The 17,424-nt window shown below is 71.7% G+C and carries 15 protein-coding genes; 9 read left to right on the top strand and 6 right to left on the bottom strand.

Annotated features, from left to right (window positions below; translation table 11 throughout):
* Window positions 1-68: 68 nt before the first annotated feature.
* Window positions 69-1,271: a phosphoserine phosphatase SerB gene (gene serB / locus AC0666_RS12370; protein WP_468966583.1), complete on the bottom strand. Its 1,203-nt coding sequence runs from the start codon at window positions 1,269-1,271 to the stop codon at window positions 69-71.
* A 2,439-nt stretch (window positions 1,272-3,710) separates the two neighbouring features.
* On the opposite strand from serB, the gene AC0666_RS12365 reads away from it, so the two are divergent.
* A complete protein-coding gene (locus AC0666_RS12365) occupies window positions 3,711-6,245 on the top strand; it encodes an ABC transporter ATP-binding protein/permease (RefSeq protein ID WP_478707565.1) in 2,535 nt (844 codons plus the stop codon).
* A 110-nt stretch (window positions 6,246-6,355) separates the two neighbouring features.
* Here the strand turns inward: AC0666_RS12365 and AC0666_RS12360 are convergent, their stop codons facing one another.
* Complete coding sequence (locus AC0666_RS12360; RefSeq protein WP_468966577.1) at window positions 6,356-7,105, bottom strand: transglycosylase SLT domain-containing protein; 750 nt, start codon at window positions 7,103-7,105, stop codon at window positions 6,356-6,358.
* A 487-nt stretch (window positions 7,106-7,592) separates the two neighbouring features.
* Here AC0666_RS12360 and AC0666_RS12355 point away from each other — a divergent pair, with 487 nt between their 5' ends.
* The 3 genes from AC0666_RS12355 to AC0666_RS12345 all read left to right on the top strand — a co-directional run bounded on the left by AC0666_RS12355 (window position 7,593) and on the right by AC0666_RS12345 (window position 9,760).
* A complete protein-coding gene (locus tag AC0666_RS12355) occupies window positions 7,593-8,723 on the top strand; it encodes a GAF domain-containing sensor histidine kinase (protein WP_468584824.1) in 1,131 nt (376 codons plus the stop codon).
* Window positions 8,716-9,363 carry a response regulator transcription factor gene (locus AC0666_RS12350; protein ID WP_356853704.1) on the top strand — a complete coding sequence of 216 codons (648 nt, stop codon included), beginning with the start codon at window positions 8,716-8,718 and terminating at the stop codon, window positions 9,361-9,363. Before AC0666_RS12355 ends, AC0666_RS12350 begins: the two co-directional genes overlap by 8 nt.
* Window positions 9,364-9,514: 151 nt before the next feature.
* Window positions 9,515-9,760, top strand: a complete 246-nt coding sequence (locus tag AC0666_RS12345; RefSeq protein WP_468584545.1) for a chaplin — start codon at window positions 9,515-9,517, stop codon at window positions 9,758-9,760.
* Between the two features lie 240 nt (window positions 9,761-10,000).
* Here the strand turns inward: AC0666_RS12345 and AC0666_RS12340 are convergent, their stop codons facing one another.
* Window positions 10,001-10,783: a hypothetical protein gene (locus AC0666_RS12340; RefSeq protein ID WP_468966574.1), complete on the bottom strand. Its 783-nt coding sequence runs from the start codon at window positions 10,781-10,783 to the stop codon at window positions 10,001-10,003.
* Between the two features lie 156 nt (window positions 10,784-10,939).
* Between AC0666_RS12340 and AC0666_RS12335 the strand changes: the two genes are divergently transcribed.
* From AC0666_RS12335 to AC0666_RS12320, 4 genes are all read left to right on the top strand, one after another.
* Window positions 10,940-11,734 (top strand): ABC transporter ATP-binding protein, encoded by a 795-nt coding sequence (locus tag AC0666_RS12335; protein ID WP_361716859.1) that lies wholly within the window; start codon window positions 10,940-10,942, stop codon window positions 11,732-11,734.
* A 62-nt stretch (window positions 11,735-11,796) separates the two neighbouring features.
* Complete coding sequence (locus tag AC0666_RS12330; RefSeq protein ID WP_468584542.1) at window positions 11,797-12,225, top strand: NfeD family protein; 429 nt, start codon at window positions 11,797-11,799, stop codon at window positions 12,223-12,225.
* Between the two features lie 86 nt (window positions 12,226-12,311).
* The gene (locus AC0666_RS12325) at window positions 12,312-13,289 is read left to right on the top strand and encodes an SPFH domain-containing protein (protein ID WP_361716854.1); all 978 of its coding nucleotides are present in this window, start codon (window positions 12,312-12,314) and stop codon (window positions 13,287-13,289) included.
* A 144-nt stretch (window positions 13,290-13,433) separates the two neighbouring features.
* Window positions 13,434-14,204 carry a sulfite exporter TauE/SafE family protein gene (locus AC0666_RS12320; protein ID WP_478707696.1) on the top strand — a complete coding sequence of 257 codons (771 nt, stop codon included), beginning with the start codon at window positions 13,434-13,436 and terminating at the stop codon, window positions 14,202-14,204.
* Between the two features lie 36 nt (window positions 14,205-14,240).
* Here AC0666_RS12320 and AC0666_RS12315 read toward each other — a convergent pair whose 3' ends face one another.
* The 3 genes from AC0666_RS12315 to AC0666_RS12305 form a co-directional block, all read right to left on the bottom strand.
* Entirely contained in the window at window positions 14,241-14,744 is a 504-nt protein-coding gene (locus AC0666_RS12315) for an HNH endonuclease (protein ID WP_361716851.1), read from the bottom strand.
* A 149-nt stretch (window positions 14,745-14,893) separates the two neighbouring features.
* A complete protein-coding gene (locus AC0666_RS12310) occupies window positions 14,894-15,427 on the bottom strand; it encodes a YbhB/YbcL family Raf kinase inhibitor-like protein (RefSeq protein WP_478707564.1) in 534 nt (177 codons plus the stop codon).
* Window positions 15,428-15,476: 49 nt separating this feature from the next.
* The gene (locus AC0666_RS12305) at window positions 15,477-16,259 is read right to left on the bottom strand and encodes a sporulation protein (RefSeq protein WP_356853691.1); all 783 of its coding nucleotides are present in this window, start codon (window positions 16,257-16,259) and stop codon (window positions 15,477-15,479) included.
* A 97-nt stretch (window positions 16,260-16,356) separates the two neighbouring features.
* On the opposite strand from AC0666_RS12305, the gene AC0666_RS12300 reads away from it, so the two are divergent.
* Window positions 16,357-16,998, top strand: a complete 642-nt coding sequence (locus AC0666_RS12300; RefSeq protein WP_478707563.1) for a DNA-3-methyladenine glycosylase — start codon at window positions 16,357-16,359, stop codon at window positions 16,996-16,998.
* The last annotated feature ends 426 nt before the right edge of the window (window positions 16,999-17,424 follow it).

Here is a 17,424-nt window from a genome sequence, read left to right as displayed (position 1 = left end):
GCGGTCCGCACCCGCCGTACCCGCACGAGGACGGGCCCCGGCGCGCACGGCACCGGGGCCCGTTTCGATCAGGTGGTCAGACCGGCGGCCTCGACCTCTTCGCGGGTGACGCCGAGCAGGTAGAGCACCGCATCCAGGAACGGCACGTTCACGGCGGTGTGCGCAGCCTCCCGGACCACCGGCTTTGCGTTGAAGGCCACCCCCAGACCGGCCGCGTTCAGCATGTCCAGGTCGTTGGCGCCGTCGCCGATGGCCACCGTCTGGGACAGCGGGACCCCCGCCTCCTCGGCGAACCGGCGCAGCAGCCGGGCCTTGCCGGCCCGGTCCACGATCTCGCCCGTGACCCGGCCGGTCAGCTTGCCGTCGACGATCTCCAGGGTGTTGGCGGAGGCGAAGTCCAGCCCCAGCCGCTCCTGCAGATCGTCCGTCACTTGCGTGAACCCGCCGGAGACGACACCCACCTGGTAGCCGAGCTGCTTGAGGGTGCGGATGAGGGTCCGGGCACCCGGGGTGAGGCGCACCTCGGCACGCACCTTGTCCACGACGGAGGCGTCGAGCCCGGACAGCAGCGCGACCCGGGCGTGCAGCGACTGCTCGAAGTCCAGCTCGCCGCGCATGGCCCGCTCGGTCACCTCGGCGACCTCGGCCTCGCAGCCCGCGTGGGCGGCGAAGAGCTCGATGACCTCGTCCTGGATCAGGGTCGAGTCCACGTCCATGACCACCAGCCGCTGCGCCCGGCGGTGCAGACCGGCCGAGACCACGGCCACGTCGACGCCGATGTGCGCGGAGGCGGTGGCCAGGGCGGTGCGCAGGGGCTCGGTCTCACAGCCGGAGACGGCGAACTCGACCGCGGTCACGGGGTACTTGGCGAGCCGGAAGATACGGTCGATGTTGCCCCCGGTCGCGGTGATCCGGGCGGCGATGGCGGCGGTGGACTCGGCGGTGAGCGGGTGCCCGAGCACCGTGACATGGGAACGGCCGCTGCCGCGGGGCCGGTTGTCGCCGGTGCCGGAGAGGATCTCCGCCTGCATCTTGAGCGACTCGGCCCAGCTGTGGACGGTGGCCCGCAGCTCGCCTTCGGTGCCGGCGACGGGCTTGGTGACGAGGGCGCACAAGACGATGCGGCCGCGGGTGACGACCTGCTCGATGTCGACCACGTCGACGGAGTAGGCGGCCAGGGTGTCGAACAGCCCGGCGGTGATCCCGGGACGGTCCTTGCCGAAGATCTTGACGAGGAGGGTGGGGACGTCGGAGGTCTGCGAAGCGCTCATGGTGCTCTCACCGTATCTTCCCGCCCCCGAGGACAGGACCCCCGTCCCACCTGCCGGAACCTTTTCCCCCACCCACCCCCGTGCCGTACCCCGCCCTTCCCGCCCCGCCACCCCCCGTCCCCGGTCCATTCCCCGCCCTGCCCCCGGCCGCGCGCCCGGCCGGGGCCCGAGGGGGCGGCTGGGCGGGGCCCGAGGGGGCGGCCGGCGGGCCCCAAGCCCCGGGCCGGGCGGGGCCCGAAGCCCCGGGTTCGGTGGGGTCGAAGCCTCCGGCCCTGCGGGGGCAGAAGCCCCGGGTTCGGCGGGGGGCCGAAGCTCCGGACCCGCCGGGCCCCGAAGCCGGGGGCTCGGCGGGGGCGGGGCTCCGGACCTGCCGGGCTGCCCGGGCCGGGCGGGGGCCTCGAAGCCTCGGATTCGCCGGGCCCCGAAGCTGCGGCTCGGCGTGGCGCAAAGCCTCGGGCTCGGCTGGGGTCCCGAAGCGCCGGGCCTGCCGGGTGTCCCGAAGCCCTGGGCGTGCCCGGGGGTGCCCCGGGCCGTGCGGCCAGCTTCGAAGCCTCGGCTTTGCCGGGCCCCGAAGCTGCCAGTCGGCGGCCCCGAAGCCCTGGGTTCGGTGGGGGCCGAAGCCTCCGGCCCGGCGGGGGGCGGAAGTCCCGGGCCGGGCGCGGGCCCGGAAGCCCCGGACCCGCCGTGCCTCGAAGCTTCGGGCAGGGCCGGGGCGGCCAAGCCGCGGGGTTGGGCGGCGAAGCCACGGGCCGGGCGGGGGGCGAAGCGCCGGGCCGGGCGTGGGCCGAAGCGCCGGACCCACCGTGCCCCGAAGCTCCGGGCAGGGCGGGAGGCGAAGCCCCGGGGTTGGGCGGCGAAGCCACGGGCCGGGCGGGGCCCGGAGCCGCGGACCTGCCCAGGGGCCCGAAGCGCCGGGTACGGCCGGGGCCTCGAAGCCCCGGATTCGCCAGGCCCCGAAGTCCCGGGGCACGGCGGGGGTGCGCCGGGCCGGGCGAGGGGACTCGAAGCCTCCGATGTGCCGGGCTCCGAGGCTCCGGGGCTGCCGGGGGCCCGGGTGGCATGGCTCGGGCCCCGTGGTCCGCGCCGGAGCCTGCCTGCCGGTTCGCGAACGCCCGGCCGCTGCGGCCTGGCCGGGCCCCGGAGCCCGAGCCTGTCGGGGCTCGAAGCCCCGGACCCGCCGAGTGCCCGGAGCGCCGACCTGCCAGGCGCCGAAACCTCCGAACCCGCAGGCGGGGGCCAAAACCCAGGTCCGGTCGGCCGCCTGCGACATGGCTCGGGCCGCATGCCCGGCGCCTGCCTGCCGGTTCTCGAATGTCCCGGCCCGTGCGGCCCGGGCCCGGGGCCAGCCCGTCGGGTCTCGAACGCACACCCCGCCCCGCGGCCCCGCCGTCGGCCGGGGTCCGAAGCCCGGGTCGGGCGGTGGGGTCGTGCACCGGAGCCTCTGGGGTGCCTGATCGGGTGCGGCTCGTAGCTCCGGTCCCTGCGGCCCGCCGCGTCTTGAAGCCTCCGCACCGCCTGGGGCCTGGCAGCCAGGTGTCTCCGTCCCAGCGGCCCGGGCCTCAGTTAGGCCCACACCTCCCCGCCTGGGGTACAGCGCCCCCCGCCCGGCTGGAAGGCCTGCCGGCCAGCTCGGCCCCTCGGTCCCGCCGCGGGGCCCAGTGCCTGGCGGGGAACCCGCCCCCAGTGGCCCGGGCCTCATCCCGGCCCTCCGTGCAGCCGCACGGCCGCGGTGCCGAGGGGGCCGCCCCCGGACCCCACCTTTGCGCCCGGGGCGTCGCCCAGGGCTGGGCACCCGGCCCCGAAGGTGCGGCAGCGGTGACGCGGCCTGAGGCCGAGCCCGCGGCCGGAGGCGGTCGGCTCGTGGCTCGGGCTGTCGCGGAGCCGCGACCGGGGCCCCACGTGGCACGGTTCCGCGTGCGGGGCCCTGCACCGCCTGGGCGCGCGGGCGCACGGCCGGCTGTAGCGAGCCCGCGGCCCGAGGGGGCTCGGGCTGTGGCGGAGCCGCGACCGGGCCCCGCGTGGCGCGGCTCCGCGTGCGGGGGCCCTGCATCGCCCGGCGCGCCGGCCCCCGATCCTGTCCGGCTGTGGGCGGGCCCGAGCGAGGTGGTCGGCCCCCGGTTCGGGCCGGCGCGGAGCCGCCGCCGGGGCCCGTGGCATGCTTCGGGGCGGCGGCTCTGCACCGCCCGCGTCAGGAGGGTGCGGATGGCAGCGGCCGGCCGGCCGGGGCGGGGGTCGGGGCGGCGAGAAGTCCCGTATCGCACTCTCCGGGTGGCTTTCGACACCGTCAACAGGCAGGCCTGGACGCCGCTGCCGGGCCCCGATTCCACATGTGGCCCCAGGCCTGAAATAGTTCCCCCGGATGTTCGCCATCCCTAGACTCCCTGACGTCGGACTCCCTGACGGCCAGGGGGATTCTCGGGGGACCTAAGTGGGGCTGGAGTGCCGGAACTCGTACTGGAATTGAATGGAAGGTCCTGGACGCTCGATCCGTCCAGGTCGTACTCGCTGGGGCGTGACCCCCAGGGAGACGTGGTGATCGACGATGCCCGGGTGTCGTGGCGGCATGCCACCATCGCCTGGAACGGCAGGGGTTGGGGCCTCGAAGACCACGGCAGCACCAACGGCACGTACGTGCACGGCGCGAGGGTCCAGCAGACCGAACTCGTGCCCGGTACGCCGGTCCACCTCGGCAACGCCACCGACGGCCCGCGGCTGAATCTGAGCGCCGCCGCCGCGCCGCAGCAAGCCGCGCCGCAGCAGGCCGTGCCGCAGCAGGCTCCCGCCTACCAGGCACCGGTCGCCGCCCAGGCTCCCGCCTACCAGGCGCCCTACCAGGCCCAGGCCCAGCAGGCCCAGGCCCAGCCGCAGCCTCAGCAGCACCACGGCTATCAGCAGCCACAGCAGCAGCAGTTCCCGCACCAGCAGGGCGCCGCCGCCCCGCAGGGCGCCGCTGCTCCCGGCTACGGCGGCGACCGCAGCCCGACGACGTTCCACCAGATCGCCGTCGGCCGCGTCATGCGCATCGGCCGTGCCCTGGAGAACGAGCTCGTCGTCTCGGACCTCCAGGTCTCCCGCCACCACGCGGAGTTCCGCTCCACCGGCGGCCGCTTCGAGATCCACGACCTCGGCAGCCACAACGGCACCTACGTCAACGGCCAGCCGCTGCCCAAGTCCGGCACCGCGCTGCTCGGCCCGAACGACATCGTCGGCGTCGGCCACTCGACGTTCCGGATCGTCGGCGACCGCCTTGAGGAGTTCGTCGACACCGGTGACGTCTCCTTCTCGGCCCGCCACCTCACGGTCACGGTCGACGGCGGCAAGCAGATCCTCAAGGACGTCACCTTCGGCGTCCCGGAGAAGTCGCTCATCGGCGTCATCGGCCCCTCCGGCTCCGGCAAGTCCACCCTGCTCAAGGCCCTGACCGGCTACCGCCCCGCCAACCAGGGCGACGTGCTCTACGACAACCGCAACCTGTACAAGCAGTTCGCGGAGCTCCGCCAGCGCATCGGCCTGGTCCCGCAGGACGACATCCTGCACAAGGAGCTGAAGGTCAGCACGGCCCTCAAGTACGCGGCCAAGCTCCGCTTCCCCGGTGACACCGCGGAGTCCGAGCGCGCCGCGCGCATCGACGAGGTGCTGCGCGAGCTCAAGCTCGACATCCACAAGGACAAGAAGATCACCTCGCTCTCGGGCGGTCAGCGCAAGCGCGTGTCGGTGGCCCTGGAGCTGCTCACCAAGCCCTCGCTGATCTTCCTGGACGAGCCGACCTCCGGCCTCGACCCGGGCATGGACCGCGACGTGATGCAGCTGCTGCGCGGCCTCGCGGACGACGGCCGCACGGTCCTGGTCGTCACCCACTCCGTCGCCGAGCTGGGTCTGTGCGACAAGCTGCTGGTCATGGCCCCGGGCGGCTCGGTCGCGTACTTCGGCCCGCCGGACGAGGCGCTGAACTTCTTCGGCTACAGCACCTGGGCGGACGTCTTCTCGGCGTTCGAGAACTACCGCGACTACGACTGGGCCGGCCGCTGGAAGGGCTCGCAGCACTACCAGCTGTACGCCGCCGACCTGGACGCCGTCGCCCCGCAGTCCGTCGCCATGCCGCCGCAGCAGATGATCCCGCCGAAGCCGCAGGCCTGGGGTGCGCAGCTGTGGACCCTGATCCGCCGCTACGTCTCCGTGATCGCCTCGGACAAGGGCTTCATGGCCCTGATGCTGATCCTGCCCGCCGTCCTCGGCATCGTCTCCACGGTCATCCCGGCGAAGTTCGGCCTCGCGCCGCCGACCCCGCCGAGCCGTTTCAACGGCGACGCCGGCACGATCATGCTGATCCTCGCGGTCGGCATGTGCTTCTCGGGCGCCGCCAACTCGGTCCGTGAACTGATCAAGGAACGGGTCATCTACGAGCGGGAACGCGCGACCGGCCTGTCCCGGACGGCGTACCTCATGTCGAAGGTGATCGTCCTCGGTGTGATCACGGCCGTCCAGGGCGTGATCATCTGCGCCATCGGCTTCGGCCCGCGCAAGCTCCCCGCCGAGGGTCTGTTCATGTCCCCGGCCGCCGAGATCTGCATCTCGGTCATCGCGCTGGGCTTCACGTCGATGATGTTCGGCCTGGTCATCTCCTCGCTGGTGAAGACCGCCGAGAAGACCATGCCGCTGCTGGTCATGTTCGCGATCGTCCAGGTCGTCTTCACGGGCATCCTGTTCCAGATCTACGACAAGCCCGGCCTGGAGCAGTTCGCCTGGCTGATGCCCTCCCGCTGGGCCATCGCCGCCGCCGGCACCACCCTGAACCTCGGCAAGCTGATGGCGCCGTGGGACGTCGAGCACCCGGAGAACACCGACCCGCTGTGGGATGCCACGGCCGGCCAGTGGACGCTGGACGTCTTCGTCCTGCTCGCCCTCGGCATCGCCTGCGGCTTCGCGGTGCAGCGCCTGCTGCGCCGCCACGAGCCCGAGGTCATGCGCAACTAGCAGCGGCCGCGGACGAGCAGTCGCATGTGGACGCACCAACGCCTCAGGGCGGCACCCGGAACCGGGTGCCGCCCTGAGGCGCGCATGGGGGGTTGCTCCCGCAGTCGCCCTTAGTAGGCGCTGTTGACGTTGTCCATCGAGCCGTAGCGGTCGGCCGCGTAGTTGCATGCGGCGACGATGTTGGCGACCGGGTCGTACTGGTCGAACTTGGTGCCCTTGACGTGGTAGGCCTTGAAGGTCGGGTAGATGACCTGGAGCAGACCCTTGCTGGGGATGCCGTTCTGGGCGTTGATGTCCCAGTTGTTGATCGCCATCGGGTTACCGCTGGACTCACGCATGATGTTGCGGTGAATGCCGGCGTAGGTACCCGGAATGCCCTCGCGCTTCATGATGGAGAGGGCTTCCTTGATCCAGCCGTCAAGGTTGTTGGCGAAGACCGGCTTGCGGGCGGCCGAGCGGCTGGCGGCGGCCTTCTGCTCGCGGGCCTTCTTCGCTGCGGCCTCGGCCTTGGCCTTGGCGGCAGCGGCCTCGGCCTTGGCCTTGGCGGCAGCGGCGTCGGCCTTCGCCTTGGCGGCGGCCTGGGCCTTCACCGCAGCCTCGACCTTCGCGGCGTCGGTGGCCAGCTTGTCCGCGACGATCGTCTGCGCGGTGAGGTGCTGCTGCACGGTCTTGGCCTGCACCGCGTCGACGGCCTGCGTCCACGCCACGGGGGCGGCGGTGACGGCCGTGTCGGCGTCGGCCGTACCGGCCGGAACGACAGTGGCGGCCAGGGCGGCGGCGCCCAGGGTGGCGACGGCGGCGAAGGAGAGCTTGTGCGCCTTCGTCAGGCGACGATAACCGGGGGTGCTGGTCTCGGACATGCGTGAGCAACCTCTTCGAATAGCGGGAGCCGCAGGAAGGCGCTGCCTGGATCGGAATCCGCGGCGCTGTGCGACGAGAGCAATTCTTAGCGGGGGCAAAATCCTGTGGCAAAGGTGTGACGTACGATGCTGCTTAGTGGATCAGGGACCCCCGCCGAGCCTGGAATTCAGGCCCCGGCGCCAGGTGTCGCAACGCTGACGGCGTCCTTACGCCTGTACTACGCGCCTTCGTAAGTGACCTGGGTCCTATGCGCGGGCTCACATCGGCTGCGTAACAGTTTCACCATGCGTTGCGACAGCAATGCATTCCGTGACGGTTTCTCCGCCCTGAGGACCAGGCCCCCCGGACGCCCCTCCTCCTCAAGACGGGAAAGGCCCCGCCCCACCCGCTACCTGAGGACTAGGCCGCACGGCCCCCGCCCTCGGGCGCCAGCCCGATCCCGCAGGTCAGAGCCGCGAGTACGGTGAGGCCATGACCGGTAGCCCCATACACGGCGGACCCCGCAGCGGCCTCGCCGCAGTGAGCACCGCGCTGCTCGCCATGAGCCGCCGCCTGGAGGTCCGCGACGTCCTGCGCACCATCGTCGTCTCGGCCCGGGAGCTGCTGGACGCCGAGTACGCGGCCCTGGGCGTCCCGGACGACCACGGCGGCTTCGCCCAGTTCGTCGTGGACGGCATCAGCGAGGAGCAGTGGCGGAGGATCGGGCCGCTGCCCCGCCAGCACGGCATCCTCGCCGCGATGCTCCACCAGGACGGTCCCGAGCGGCTCGCCGACGTGCGCAAGGACCCGCGCTTCGAGGGCTGGCCGGCCGCCCACCCCGAGATGTCCGACTTCCTCGGCCGGCCCATCCGGGACGGCGAGGAGACCCTCGGCGCCCTCTTCCTCGCGAACAAGCGCAGCCCCGGCGGCTTCACCGAGGAGGACGAGGAGCTCCTCGCCCTCCTCGCCCAGCACGCGGCCATCGCCCTCACCAATGCCCGGCTCTACGAACGCAGCCGCGAACTCACCATCGCCGAGGAACGCTCCCGCCTCGCCCACGAGCTGCACGACGCCGTCAGCCAGAAGCTCTTTTCGCTCCGCCTGACCGCCCAGGCCGCCGCCGCCCTGGTGGACCGCGACCCGGCCCGCGCCAAGGGCGAGCTCCAGCAGGTCGCCACCCTCGCCGCGGAGGCCGCCGACGAACTGCGGGCCGCCGTGACCGAGCTGCGCCCCGCCGCCCTCGACGAGGACGGCCTGGTCGCCACCCTCCGCGACCAGGTCCACGTACTCGACCGCGCCCACACCGCGCGCGTCACCTTCACCTGCGCGGGGCTACGGGCCCTTCCCGCGACCCAGGAGGAAGCACTGCTCCGGGTCGCCCAGGAAGCCCTCCACAACGCGCTGCGCCACTCCGGCGGCAGCCGCGTCGAGGTCGCCCTCGCCCGCCGCGGCAGCGGCGCCGTCCTCACCGTCACGGACAACGGAAGCGGCTTCTCCCCTTCCACGGTCCGCAGAGCCGGCCGCCACCTCGGCCTCGTCTCCATGCGGGACCGGGCGAGCGGAGTCGGCGGCCGGCTCACCGTGCACTCGGCGCCCGGAACGGGCACCACGATCGAGATGGAGGTCCCCGGTGGCTGACACGCCGCGCAGGGTCCGCGTGCTGCTCGTCGACGACCACCAGGTCGTCCGGCGCGGCCTGCGCACCTTCCTGGAGGTCCAGGACGACATCGAGGTGGTCGGCGAGGCCGCCGACGGCGAGGAGGGGGTGGCCCGGGCCGAAGAACTGCGCCCCGACGTGATCCTCATGGACATCAAGATGCCGGGCACCGACGGCATCGAGGCCCTGCGCAGGCTGCGCGCCCTGGAGAACCCGGCACGGGTCCTGATCGTCACCAGTTTCACCGAGCAGCGGACGGTGGTCCCGGCGCTGCGGGCCGGCGCGGCGGGATACGTCTACAAGGACATCGACCCCGAGGCCCTGTCCGGGGCGATCCGCTCCGTCCACGCGGGCCACGTCCTGCTCCAGCCGGAAGTGGCGGAGGCCCTGCTCTCCCAGGACGAACAGCCCGCCACCCACCGCGGGGGCTCCCTGACCGACCGCGAGCGGGAGGTGCTCGCCCTCATCGCGGACGGCCGCTCCAACCGGGAGATCGCCCGTGCGCTCGTCCTGTCCGAGAAGACCGTCAAGACGCACGTCTCCAACATCCTGATGAAGCTGGACCTCGCGGACCGCACCCAGGCGGCGTTGTGGGCGGTCAGGCACGGGATCAGCGACTGAGCCCGGCCGCAGCGGCCCCGTACGGCTCCGGTCCGAGATTCATACGGTCGGGTGTATGTAGCCCACATGGCGCATCCCGTTCATCGGATGAGCGTTCTTCCTGACGTGCCGAGGCGGCCGGCCGCGGCAGACGTACTGGAGGACGAAGAACGTGAAGAACATCAAGAAGGCCACTGCCGTCACCATGATCGCGGGCGGCCTCCTTGCCGCGGGTGCCGGTGTCTCCTCGGCGCACGGCGGTGCCGCGGCGGAGGGTGCGGCCCTGAACTCGCCCGGCGTGGTCTCCGGAAACCTGGTCCAGGCCCCCGTGGCCGTCCCGGTGAACGCGGTCGGCAACACCGTGACGGTGATCGGCCTGCTGAACGGCGTCTGGGGCAACACCGGCGTCAACGGCTGAGCCTTCCCCGACGCCCTCGCCGACGCCCTCCGCTCACGGCTCGGCCCCTGCGAGCCGCCCCGGCTCGGACGGCTCGACCGGCTCGTGACACCGCGGCCCCGCCTCCCCCCTCTCCCCGGGAAGCGGGGCCGCGGCACATCCCCGCCCGGCACATCCCGCCGCGCGCATCCCCGCCTGGCCGGCGCGAGGGCCGGGCCCGGCGCTCCGGCCAGGACCCGGCCGGGGCGGAACCGACGGGGGTCAGCCCCGCTCGCGCTCCTCCACCGGCGCGTTGTACGCCGCCACCAGCGCCCGCCGGGCCACCCGCTCCACCGGCCGCAGCGCCTCCGCCCGCGCCGCCATCTCCGAGGCGGCCACCGCACCGCCGTGCCCCTTCTCGTAGGCCAGCGACACCATCAGATCCACCCGCTGCGCCAGCGACAGCACCCGCACCGCCCGCGCCGGATACCCCGGCGCCAGCACCTCGCCGCCGGCCTGCGCCCGCGCCCGGTACGCCGACAGCGCCGCCTCCGCGACCGGCCCCGAGCCCGCCAGGTCCAGCCGGGTCAGCACCACCGTCGCCTCGCGCAGCGCCTCCGCCAGTTCCCGCTCGGCCTCACCCAGCGAGGGCACGTCCGCCGGCGGCGCCTCCCGTACGGGCAGGCAGTGCCACACCACCTCCACGTGCAGGTCACCCGCAGGCCCGGCCTCGTGCACCTCCGGCACCAGCCCCAGCGCCGCGCCCACCGCGACCACCGCCTCCTCGGCCTCCAGCGCCCGAGCATTGAACTCCGGCGGACCGCTCAGCCCCAGCGGATGCCCCGGCGCCGGCAGCGCCACCCGCAGCCCCGTCACCCCCAGCGCCCGCATCCGGCCGAGCGCCAGCGTGAGCCCGACCGGACCCGGTTCGCCGGGCAGCCCCTCCACCCGGTGCACGGCGTCCTCGCCCACGATCGACATCGCGGCCTCGTCGGGCGAGACCAGTCCGGCCAGCAGCGCGTTCCCCCAGGCGGCCAGGCGCCCTGAACGTGGTTCGAAAAGCATTCCCCCACTTTACGGATCGGCCCCGCAACGGCCGCGGATCGGGCCCAGCGGCCATCCTGGCGCCCGGACGCCTCCGCGAGTGGCGTAGGTTTTCCTCTGGGGCTGCGCCCACAGGTGCACTGACGATCCGAGACTGCAAGGGGAGACAACACGCTCATGAGCGATGTTCTGGAGCTGGTGGACGTATCCGTGGTCCGCGAGGGCCGGGCTCTGGTGGACCAGGTCTCCTGGTCGGTCAAGGAGGGGGAGCGCTGGGTGATCCTCGGCCCCAACGGCGCCGGGAAGACCACCCTGCTCAACGTCGCCTCCAGCTACCTCTTCCCCACCAAGGGCAAGGCCACCATCCTCGGCAGCACCCTCGGCAAGGTGGACGTATTCGAGCTGCGCCCCCGCATCGGCGTCGCCGGCATCGCGATGGCCGACAAGCTCCCGAAGCGGCAGACCGTCCTGCAGACCGTCCTCACCGCCGCGTACGGCATGACGGCGACCTGGCAGGAGGAGTACGAGGAGATCGACGAGCAGCGCGCCCGCGCCTTCCTCGACCGCCTCGGCATGACGGACTACCTCGACCGGAAGTTCGGCACCCTCTCCGAGGGCGAGCGCAAGCGCACCCTGATCGCCCGCGCCCTGATGACCGACCCCGAGCTGCTCCTCCTCGACGAGCCCGCCGCCGGCCTCGACCTCGGCGGCCGCGAGGACCTCGTACGCCGCCTCGGCCGCCTCGCCCGCGACCCGCTCGCGCCGTCCATGGCGATGGTCACCCACCACGTCGAGGAGATCGCCCCGGGGTTCACCCACGTCCTGATGATCCGCCAGGGCAAGGTCGTCACCGCGGGCCCGATCGAGCTGGAACTGACCTCCCGCAACCTCTCGCTGTGCTTCGGCCTCCCGCTGGTCGTCGAGCGCAACGGCAACGACCGCTGGACGGCCCAGGGCCTGCCGCTCCGCTAGCACCCCGTACGCACACCGTCGCACCCTGTCCCGACCGCGCCCGGCCGACCTACCATGACCATGTGAACATCGACGCATGGGTGTGGTGGCTCATCGGGGCGGTGGGGCTCGGCATCCCCCTCGTCCTGACGGCCATGCCGGAGTTCGGCATGTTCGCCGTCGGCGCGGTCGCGGCCGCCGTCACCGCGGCCTTCGGCGGCGGAGTGGTCGCGCAGGTACTGGTCTTCGTGATCGTGTCGGTCGCGCTCATCGCCGTCGTCCGGTCGATCGCCAACCACCACCGCGACCAACGCCCCGAACACCGCAGCGGCATCGACGCGTTGAGGGGCAGAACCGCACTCGTCCTCGAACGCGTCGACGGCAGCGGCGGCCGGATCAAACTCGCGGGCGAGATCTGGTCCGCACGCACCCTCGACGCGGACAGCAGCTTCGAACCGGGCCAGCAGGTCGACGTGGTGGAGATCGACGGAGCCACTGCCGTCGTCATGTGAGCCAAGGAGCGGACCTGCGGCCCCGGGGTCTGCGAGACTCCGCTGAACGGGGCAGCACAGACAGCCGGAAGGGCACGGGGAACCGCATGTCATCGATCATCATCGTCCTGATCATTCTGGTGGTTCTGGTCTTCATCGCACTGGTCAAGACGATCCAGGTGATCCCGCAGGCCAGCGCCGCCATCGTCGAACGCTTCGGCCGCTACACGCGGACCCTCAACGCGGGCCTCAACATCGTGGTCCCGTTCATCGACTCGATCCGCAACCGCATCGACCTGCGCGAGCAGGTCGTCCCGTTCCCCCCGCAGCCGGTCATCACCCAGGACAACCTGGTCGTCAACATCGACACCGTCATCTACTACCAGGTGACCGACGCCCGCGCCGCGACGTACGAGGTGGCCAGCTACATCCAGGCCATCGAGCAGCTCACCGTCACCACTCTGCGCAACATCATCGGCGGCATGGACCTGGAGCGGACCCTGACCTCCCGCGAGGAGATCAACGCGGCCCTGCGCGGCGTCCTCGACGAGGCCACCGGCAAGTGGGGCATCCGCGTCAACCGCGTCGAGCTCAAGGCGATCGAGCCGCCGACCTCCATCCAGGACTCGATGGAGAAGCAGATGCGGGCCGACCGCGACAAGCGCGCCGCGATCCTCCAGGCCGAGGGTGTCAGGCAGTCGGAGATCCTGCGCGCCGAGGGTGAGAAGCAGTCCTCCATCCTGCGCGCCGAAGGTGAGGCCAAGGCCGCCGCGCTGAAGGCCGAGGGCGAGGCCCAGGCCATCCGTACGGTCTTCGAATCCATCCACGCCGGCGACGCCGACCAGAAGCTCCTCGCCTACCAGTACCTCCAGATGCTCCCGAAGATCGCCGAAGGCGACGCCAACAAGCTCTGGATCGTGCCCAGCGAGATCGGGGACGCGCTCAAGGGCCTCTCCGGCGCCATGGGCAACTTCGGCCCCATGGGCGGGACTCCGGGCTTCAACCCGCAGAACCCCGGCAAGACGCCGGGCACCCCGGGGGACAGCAGCGGACCGGAGCGCCGCGAGCAGCCCCCCATCGACTGACCACCGGGACCCCTGCTCGGACCCCCTCCACCGGGACGGCCGTCCCCTCGTGCATGATCAGTGAGGCCCCTCGACCTTCATGGCGGGGAGGCGACTCACTCTGCAAAGGGGATGGCCCGGTCCATGTCCACGTCTCTGTTCTCGATGTCCCTCTGGGAGTCACTCGCCGTCTTCGCCGCAGGCATCGGCGCAGGCACCATCAACACCATCGTCGGCTCCGGCACCCTCATCACCTTCCCGGTGCTCCTCGCCACCGGGCTCCCGCCGGTCACCGCGAACGTGTCCAACACCCTCGGCCTGGTACCCGGTTCCCTCAGCGGAGCCCTCGGCTACCGCAAGGAGCTCCAGGGACAGCGCGGCCGCATCATCCGGCTCGGCAGCGTCTCCCTCGTCGGCGGGCTCGCCGGCGCGGTCCTGCTCCTCACCCTGCCGTCGGACGCCTTCGACGCGATCGTGCCCGTCCTCATCGGACTGGCCCTGGTCCTCGTCGTCCTCCAGCCGCGCCTCGCCGCCGCCCTGCGCCGCCGCCAGGAAGCCGCCGGAGGCGACACCGGACACCCCGACGGCGGGCCCGCCCTGCTCGGCGGCATGCTGCTCTCCAGCGCGTACGGGGGCTACTTCGGCGCCGCGCAGGGCGTGCTCTACCTCGGCTTGATGGGCCTGCTCCTCCACGAGGACCTGCAACGCGTCAACGCCGTCAAGAACGTCGTCGCCGCCCTCGTCAACGGCATCGCCGCCGTCCTCTTCCTGTTCGTCGCCGAGTTCGACTGGACGGCCGTCCTGCTCATCGCCGTCGGCTCCACCATCGGCGGCCAGATCGGCGCCAAGGTCGGCCGACGCCTCCCGCCGACCGCGCTCCGTGCGGTCATCGTCGTGGTCGGACTCCTGGCGATCGTCCAGCTCCTCCTCCGCTGAGCGACGTAGGGAAGCTACGTCGCTCAGCGGAGGAGGCTAGGCCGTACGCTCCAGCCAGGCCGGCAGGGCCTCCCGGTCGCCGACCCCGAGGGCCAGCAGCATGGCGTCCGCCGGGGACGGCACGAAAGGCTTGCGCAGCAAGGGCATTCCGGCCTCCTCCGGAGTCCGCGCCGCCTTGCGGTGGTTGTCCTCGGCGCAGGAGGCCACCGTGTTCAGCCAGGTGTCCCCGCCGCCCTGTGCCCGCGGCAGCACGTGGTCCACGGTCGTCGCGCGCTTCCCGCAGTACGCGCACCGGTGCTGGTCCCTGACCAGCACCCCCCTCCGCGACCAGGGAGCGTGTCTTCGGAACGGCACCCGGACGTACCTGCACAACCTGATCACCCGGGGCATCGGAAGGTCCATGGTGGCGGCGCGCACGCGCAGTTCGGGATGCGACTGCTCGACGACGGCCTTGTCCTGGAGCACCAGGACCACCGCCCGGTTCAGCGTCACCGTCGACAGCGGCTCGAAGCTCGCATTCAGCACCAGCGTGTCCCGCATCTCGCCCACCTCCCGTGTGCAGGCCCGCGACCACCCTGGCAGCAGGGCCCGCGACCACTCTGGCCGCGCGCGCCACGCGGGACAACGCAATAAAAATGCCCGGTCCTGGTCGTCTTTAGACCAGGACCGGGCAAACGGCGGGCGAACGATCAGCCGGCGGGAGCCTCGTACTCCCCGATCAACTGCGCCCGCCCCAACGTGTGGAAACGCAGGTTGAATCCGACGGCGGCCGCAGAGGCATCGGCGCCGACATCGAGCTTCTCCTTGTCCACCGCGTACACGGTGAACACGTACCGGTGGCGCTCACCCGCCGGCGGGGCCGCGCCGCCGAAGTCCTGCGTGCCGTAGTCGTTGCGCACGTGCACGGCCCCGGCGGGCAGCCCCTCGAACTTCCCGCTGCCCGCACCCGCCGGCAGCTCGGTGACGGAGGCCGGCAGGTCGAAGAGCACCCAGTGCCAGAACCCGCTGCCCGTCGGCGCATCCGGGTCGAAACAGGTCACCGCGAAGCTCTTCGTCCCCTCCGGAAACCCCTCCCACCGCAGGTGCGGCGACAGGTTCCCACCCTGCAGGACCTGGGCCTCACCCAAGTCGCCGCCGGGCTCCAGATCGGCGCTCTCCACCGAGAACGCCGGTACCTCCGGGTGGAAGTCGTGCGGAAGGGGTGCCCTGTTCTGCTCGGCCACTGCTGAACCTCCTGATCGCGAACCAGTAACGAACCAGTACGGGCCGAGCCTAGAACCAGTTGCGCTGCGAACCCACGGACGCGATCCACTGGTTCAGGTAAGCCGCCCAGTCGGTCCCCTGGTACGACTGGAGCCCCACCTGGAAGCAGCGGTACGTGTCGCTGCCCTCGGTGAACAGCCCCGACTTCTTGTCCATCTCCAGGACGACGTCCATCTCGCGGCCGTCCGAGACGAAGGTCAGCTCGACCTGGTTCAGCCCGCGGTACTGCGACGGCGGAAGGAACTCGATCTCCTGGTAGAAGGGCAGCGTCTGCCGCGTCCCGCGGATGTGGCCCCGCTCCATGTCCGCACTGCGGAAGCTGAAGCCCAGCTGACGGAACGCGTCCAGGATCGCCTGCTGCGCCGGCACCGGGTGGACGTTGATCGGGTCGAGGTCGCCGGCGTCCACCGCACGCGCGATCTCCAGCTCCGTGCTGACGCCGATGTTCATCCCGTGCAGGTGGTGGCCCTCGAAGTGGGTGATCGGCGTCTCCCACGGGATCTCCAGCGCGAACGGAACCACGTGCAGGGCGCCGGCCTGCACCTGGAAGGCGCCGCCCAGACGCTGCTTCGTGAAGACGATGTCCTGCTTGTACTCCTGGTCACCGCCCTCCACCTCCACGCGTGCCTGGAGACCGACGGACAGCCCCTCGATCTGCTGCTCCACCGAACCGCCCTGGATCCGGACCTCGCCCTGGACGATCCCGCCGGGCACGACGTTCGGCTCGGTGATGATCGTGTCCACCGAGGCGCCACCGGCACCCAGTGCCGCGAACAGCTTCTTGAACCCCATGCTCTGACTCCCCTAGAAAGGCTCTTGCGACTACCCGTATCAACGCGGAACCTTAGGCCCCGGTTGCAGGAGGACGCGTTCCACTACGCTCGACCGGATGAGCGCGCGACCCGACCGTACGCCCCTGACCCGATCCTTCTTCGACCGGCCGGTCCTCACCGTGGCCCCGGACCTCCTCGGCCGCATCCTGGTCCGCCGTACAGAAGAGGGGCCCATCGAACTGCGCATCACCGAGGTGGAGGCCTACGAGGGGGAGGCCGACCCGGGCTCCCACGCCTACCGCGGCCGCACCGCGCGCAACGCATCCATGTTCGGCCCGCCCGGTCACGCGTACGTCTACTTCATCTACGGCATGTGGTTCAGCCTCAACCTGGTGTGCGGACCGCCGGACCACGCGAGTGGGGTCCTGCTGCGGGCCGGGGAGATCACCGTGGGCGCCGAGCTCGCTCGCAAACGTCGACTTAAAGCCAGAAGTGACCGAGAACTGGCCAAAGGCCCGGCCCGTCTGGCCACGGCCCTGGCGGTCGACCGCTCCCTGGACGGCGCCGACCTCTGCACGGGGCCCGAGTCGCCCCTGTCCCTCCTTACGGGTACCGCCACCAGCCCGGACCTCGTGAGCAACGGCCCCCGCACGGGCGTCGGCGGCGCCGGCGCCGCCCACCCGTACCGCTACTGGATCACGAACGACCCCACGGTGAGCCCGTACAGAGCTCATGTGCCGCGCCGACGTTTGACTTGACTCGGCATGGGCAGGCGCCTAACGTAGCCCGAGCCGCTGGAACGGGGCGCTGCCGAGAGCAGCCCCTCGGAGCGGCCAACCCACTACCTACGAAGCACCCCTGGCGGGGTCGTATTCGGCGTGTCCGAATTCGAGTCCAGCGGCCCGATTATGAGTCGCAGGGGAAAAGCGCTAACGTGGTGGAGCGCCGAAAGGCAAAGGTCTTCCAACGGCCACCGAATTAAAATCCAAGCCGGAAACGGCGCGGAAATGATCTGGTAGAGTTGGAAACGCGAGAACGAAAGCCCGGAGGAAAGCCCCAGTAAGTGTTACTGAGGGTGAGTACGAAGGCAGCGTCCGTTCCTTGAGAACTCAACAGCGTGCCAAAAATCAACGCCAGAAGTTGATACCCCGTCCACTTCGGTGGATGAGGTTCCTTTGAAAAAG

This window comes from Streptomyces sp. NPDC043680, from assembly GCF_056436685.1.
The sequence above is the reverse complement of the archived record's forward strand: the minus strand, read 5'-3'. Positions and strand labels throughout refer to the sequence as shown.

What these genes read in the sequence shown, in the direction of transcription:
- AC0666_RS12320 (WP_478707696.1), top strand. Translation starts at nt 13,434, where the DNA reads ATGTCCCTCTGGGAGTCACTCGCCGTCTTCGCCGCAGGCATCGGCGCA.
- AC0666_RS12315 (WP_361716851.1), bottom strand. Translation starts at nt 14,744, where the DNA reads ATGCGGGACACGCTGGTGCTGAATGCGAGCTTCGAGCCGCTGTCGACG.
- AC0666_RS12335 (WP_361716859.1), top strand. Translation starts at nt 10,940, where the DNA reads ATGAGCGATGTTCTGGAGCTGGTGGACGTATCCGTGGTCCGCGAGGGC.
- serB (WP_468966583.1), bottom strand. Translation starts at nt 1,271, where the DNA reads ATGAGCGCTTCGCAGACCTCCGACGTCCCCACCCTCCTCGTCAAGATC.
- AC0666_RS12325 (WP_361716854.1), top strand. Translation starts at nt 12,312, where the DNA reads ATGTCATCGATCATCATCGTCCTGATCATTCTGGTGGTTCTGGTCTTC.
- AC0666_RS12305 (WP_356853691.1), bottom strand. Translation starts at nt 16,259, where the DNA reads ATGGGGTTCAAGAAGCTGTTCGCGGCACTGGGTGCCGGTGGCGCCTCG.
- AC0666_RS12360 (WP_468966577.1), bottom strand. Translation starts at nt 7,105, where the DNA reads ATGTCCGAGACCAGCACCCCCGGTTATCGTCGCCTGACGAAGGCGCAC.
- AC0666_RS12340 (WP_468966574.1), bottom strand. Translation starts at nt 10,783, where the DNA reads ATGCTTTTCGAACCACGTTCAGGGCGCCTGGCCGCCTGGGGGAACGCG.
- AC0666_RS12300 (WP_478707563.1), top strand. Translation starts at nt 16,357, where the DNA reads ATGAGCGCGCGACCCGACCGTACGCCCCTGACCCGATCCTTCTTCGAC.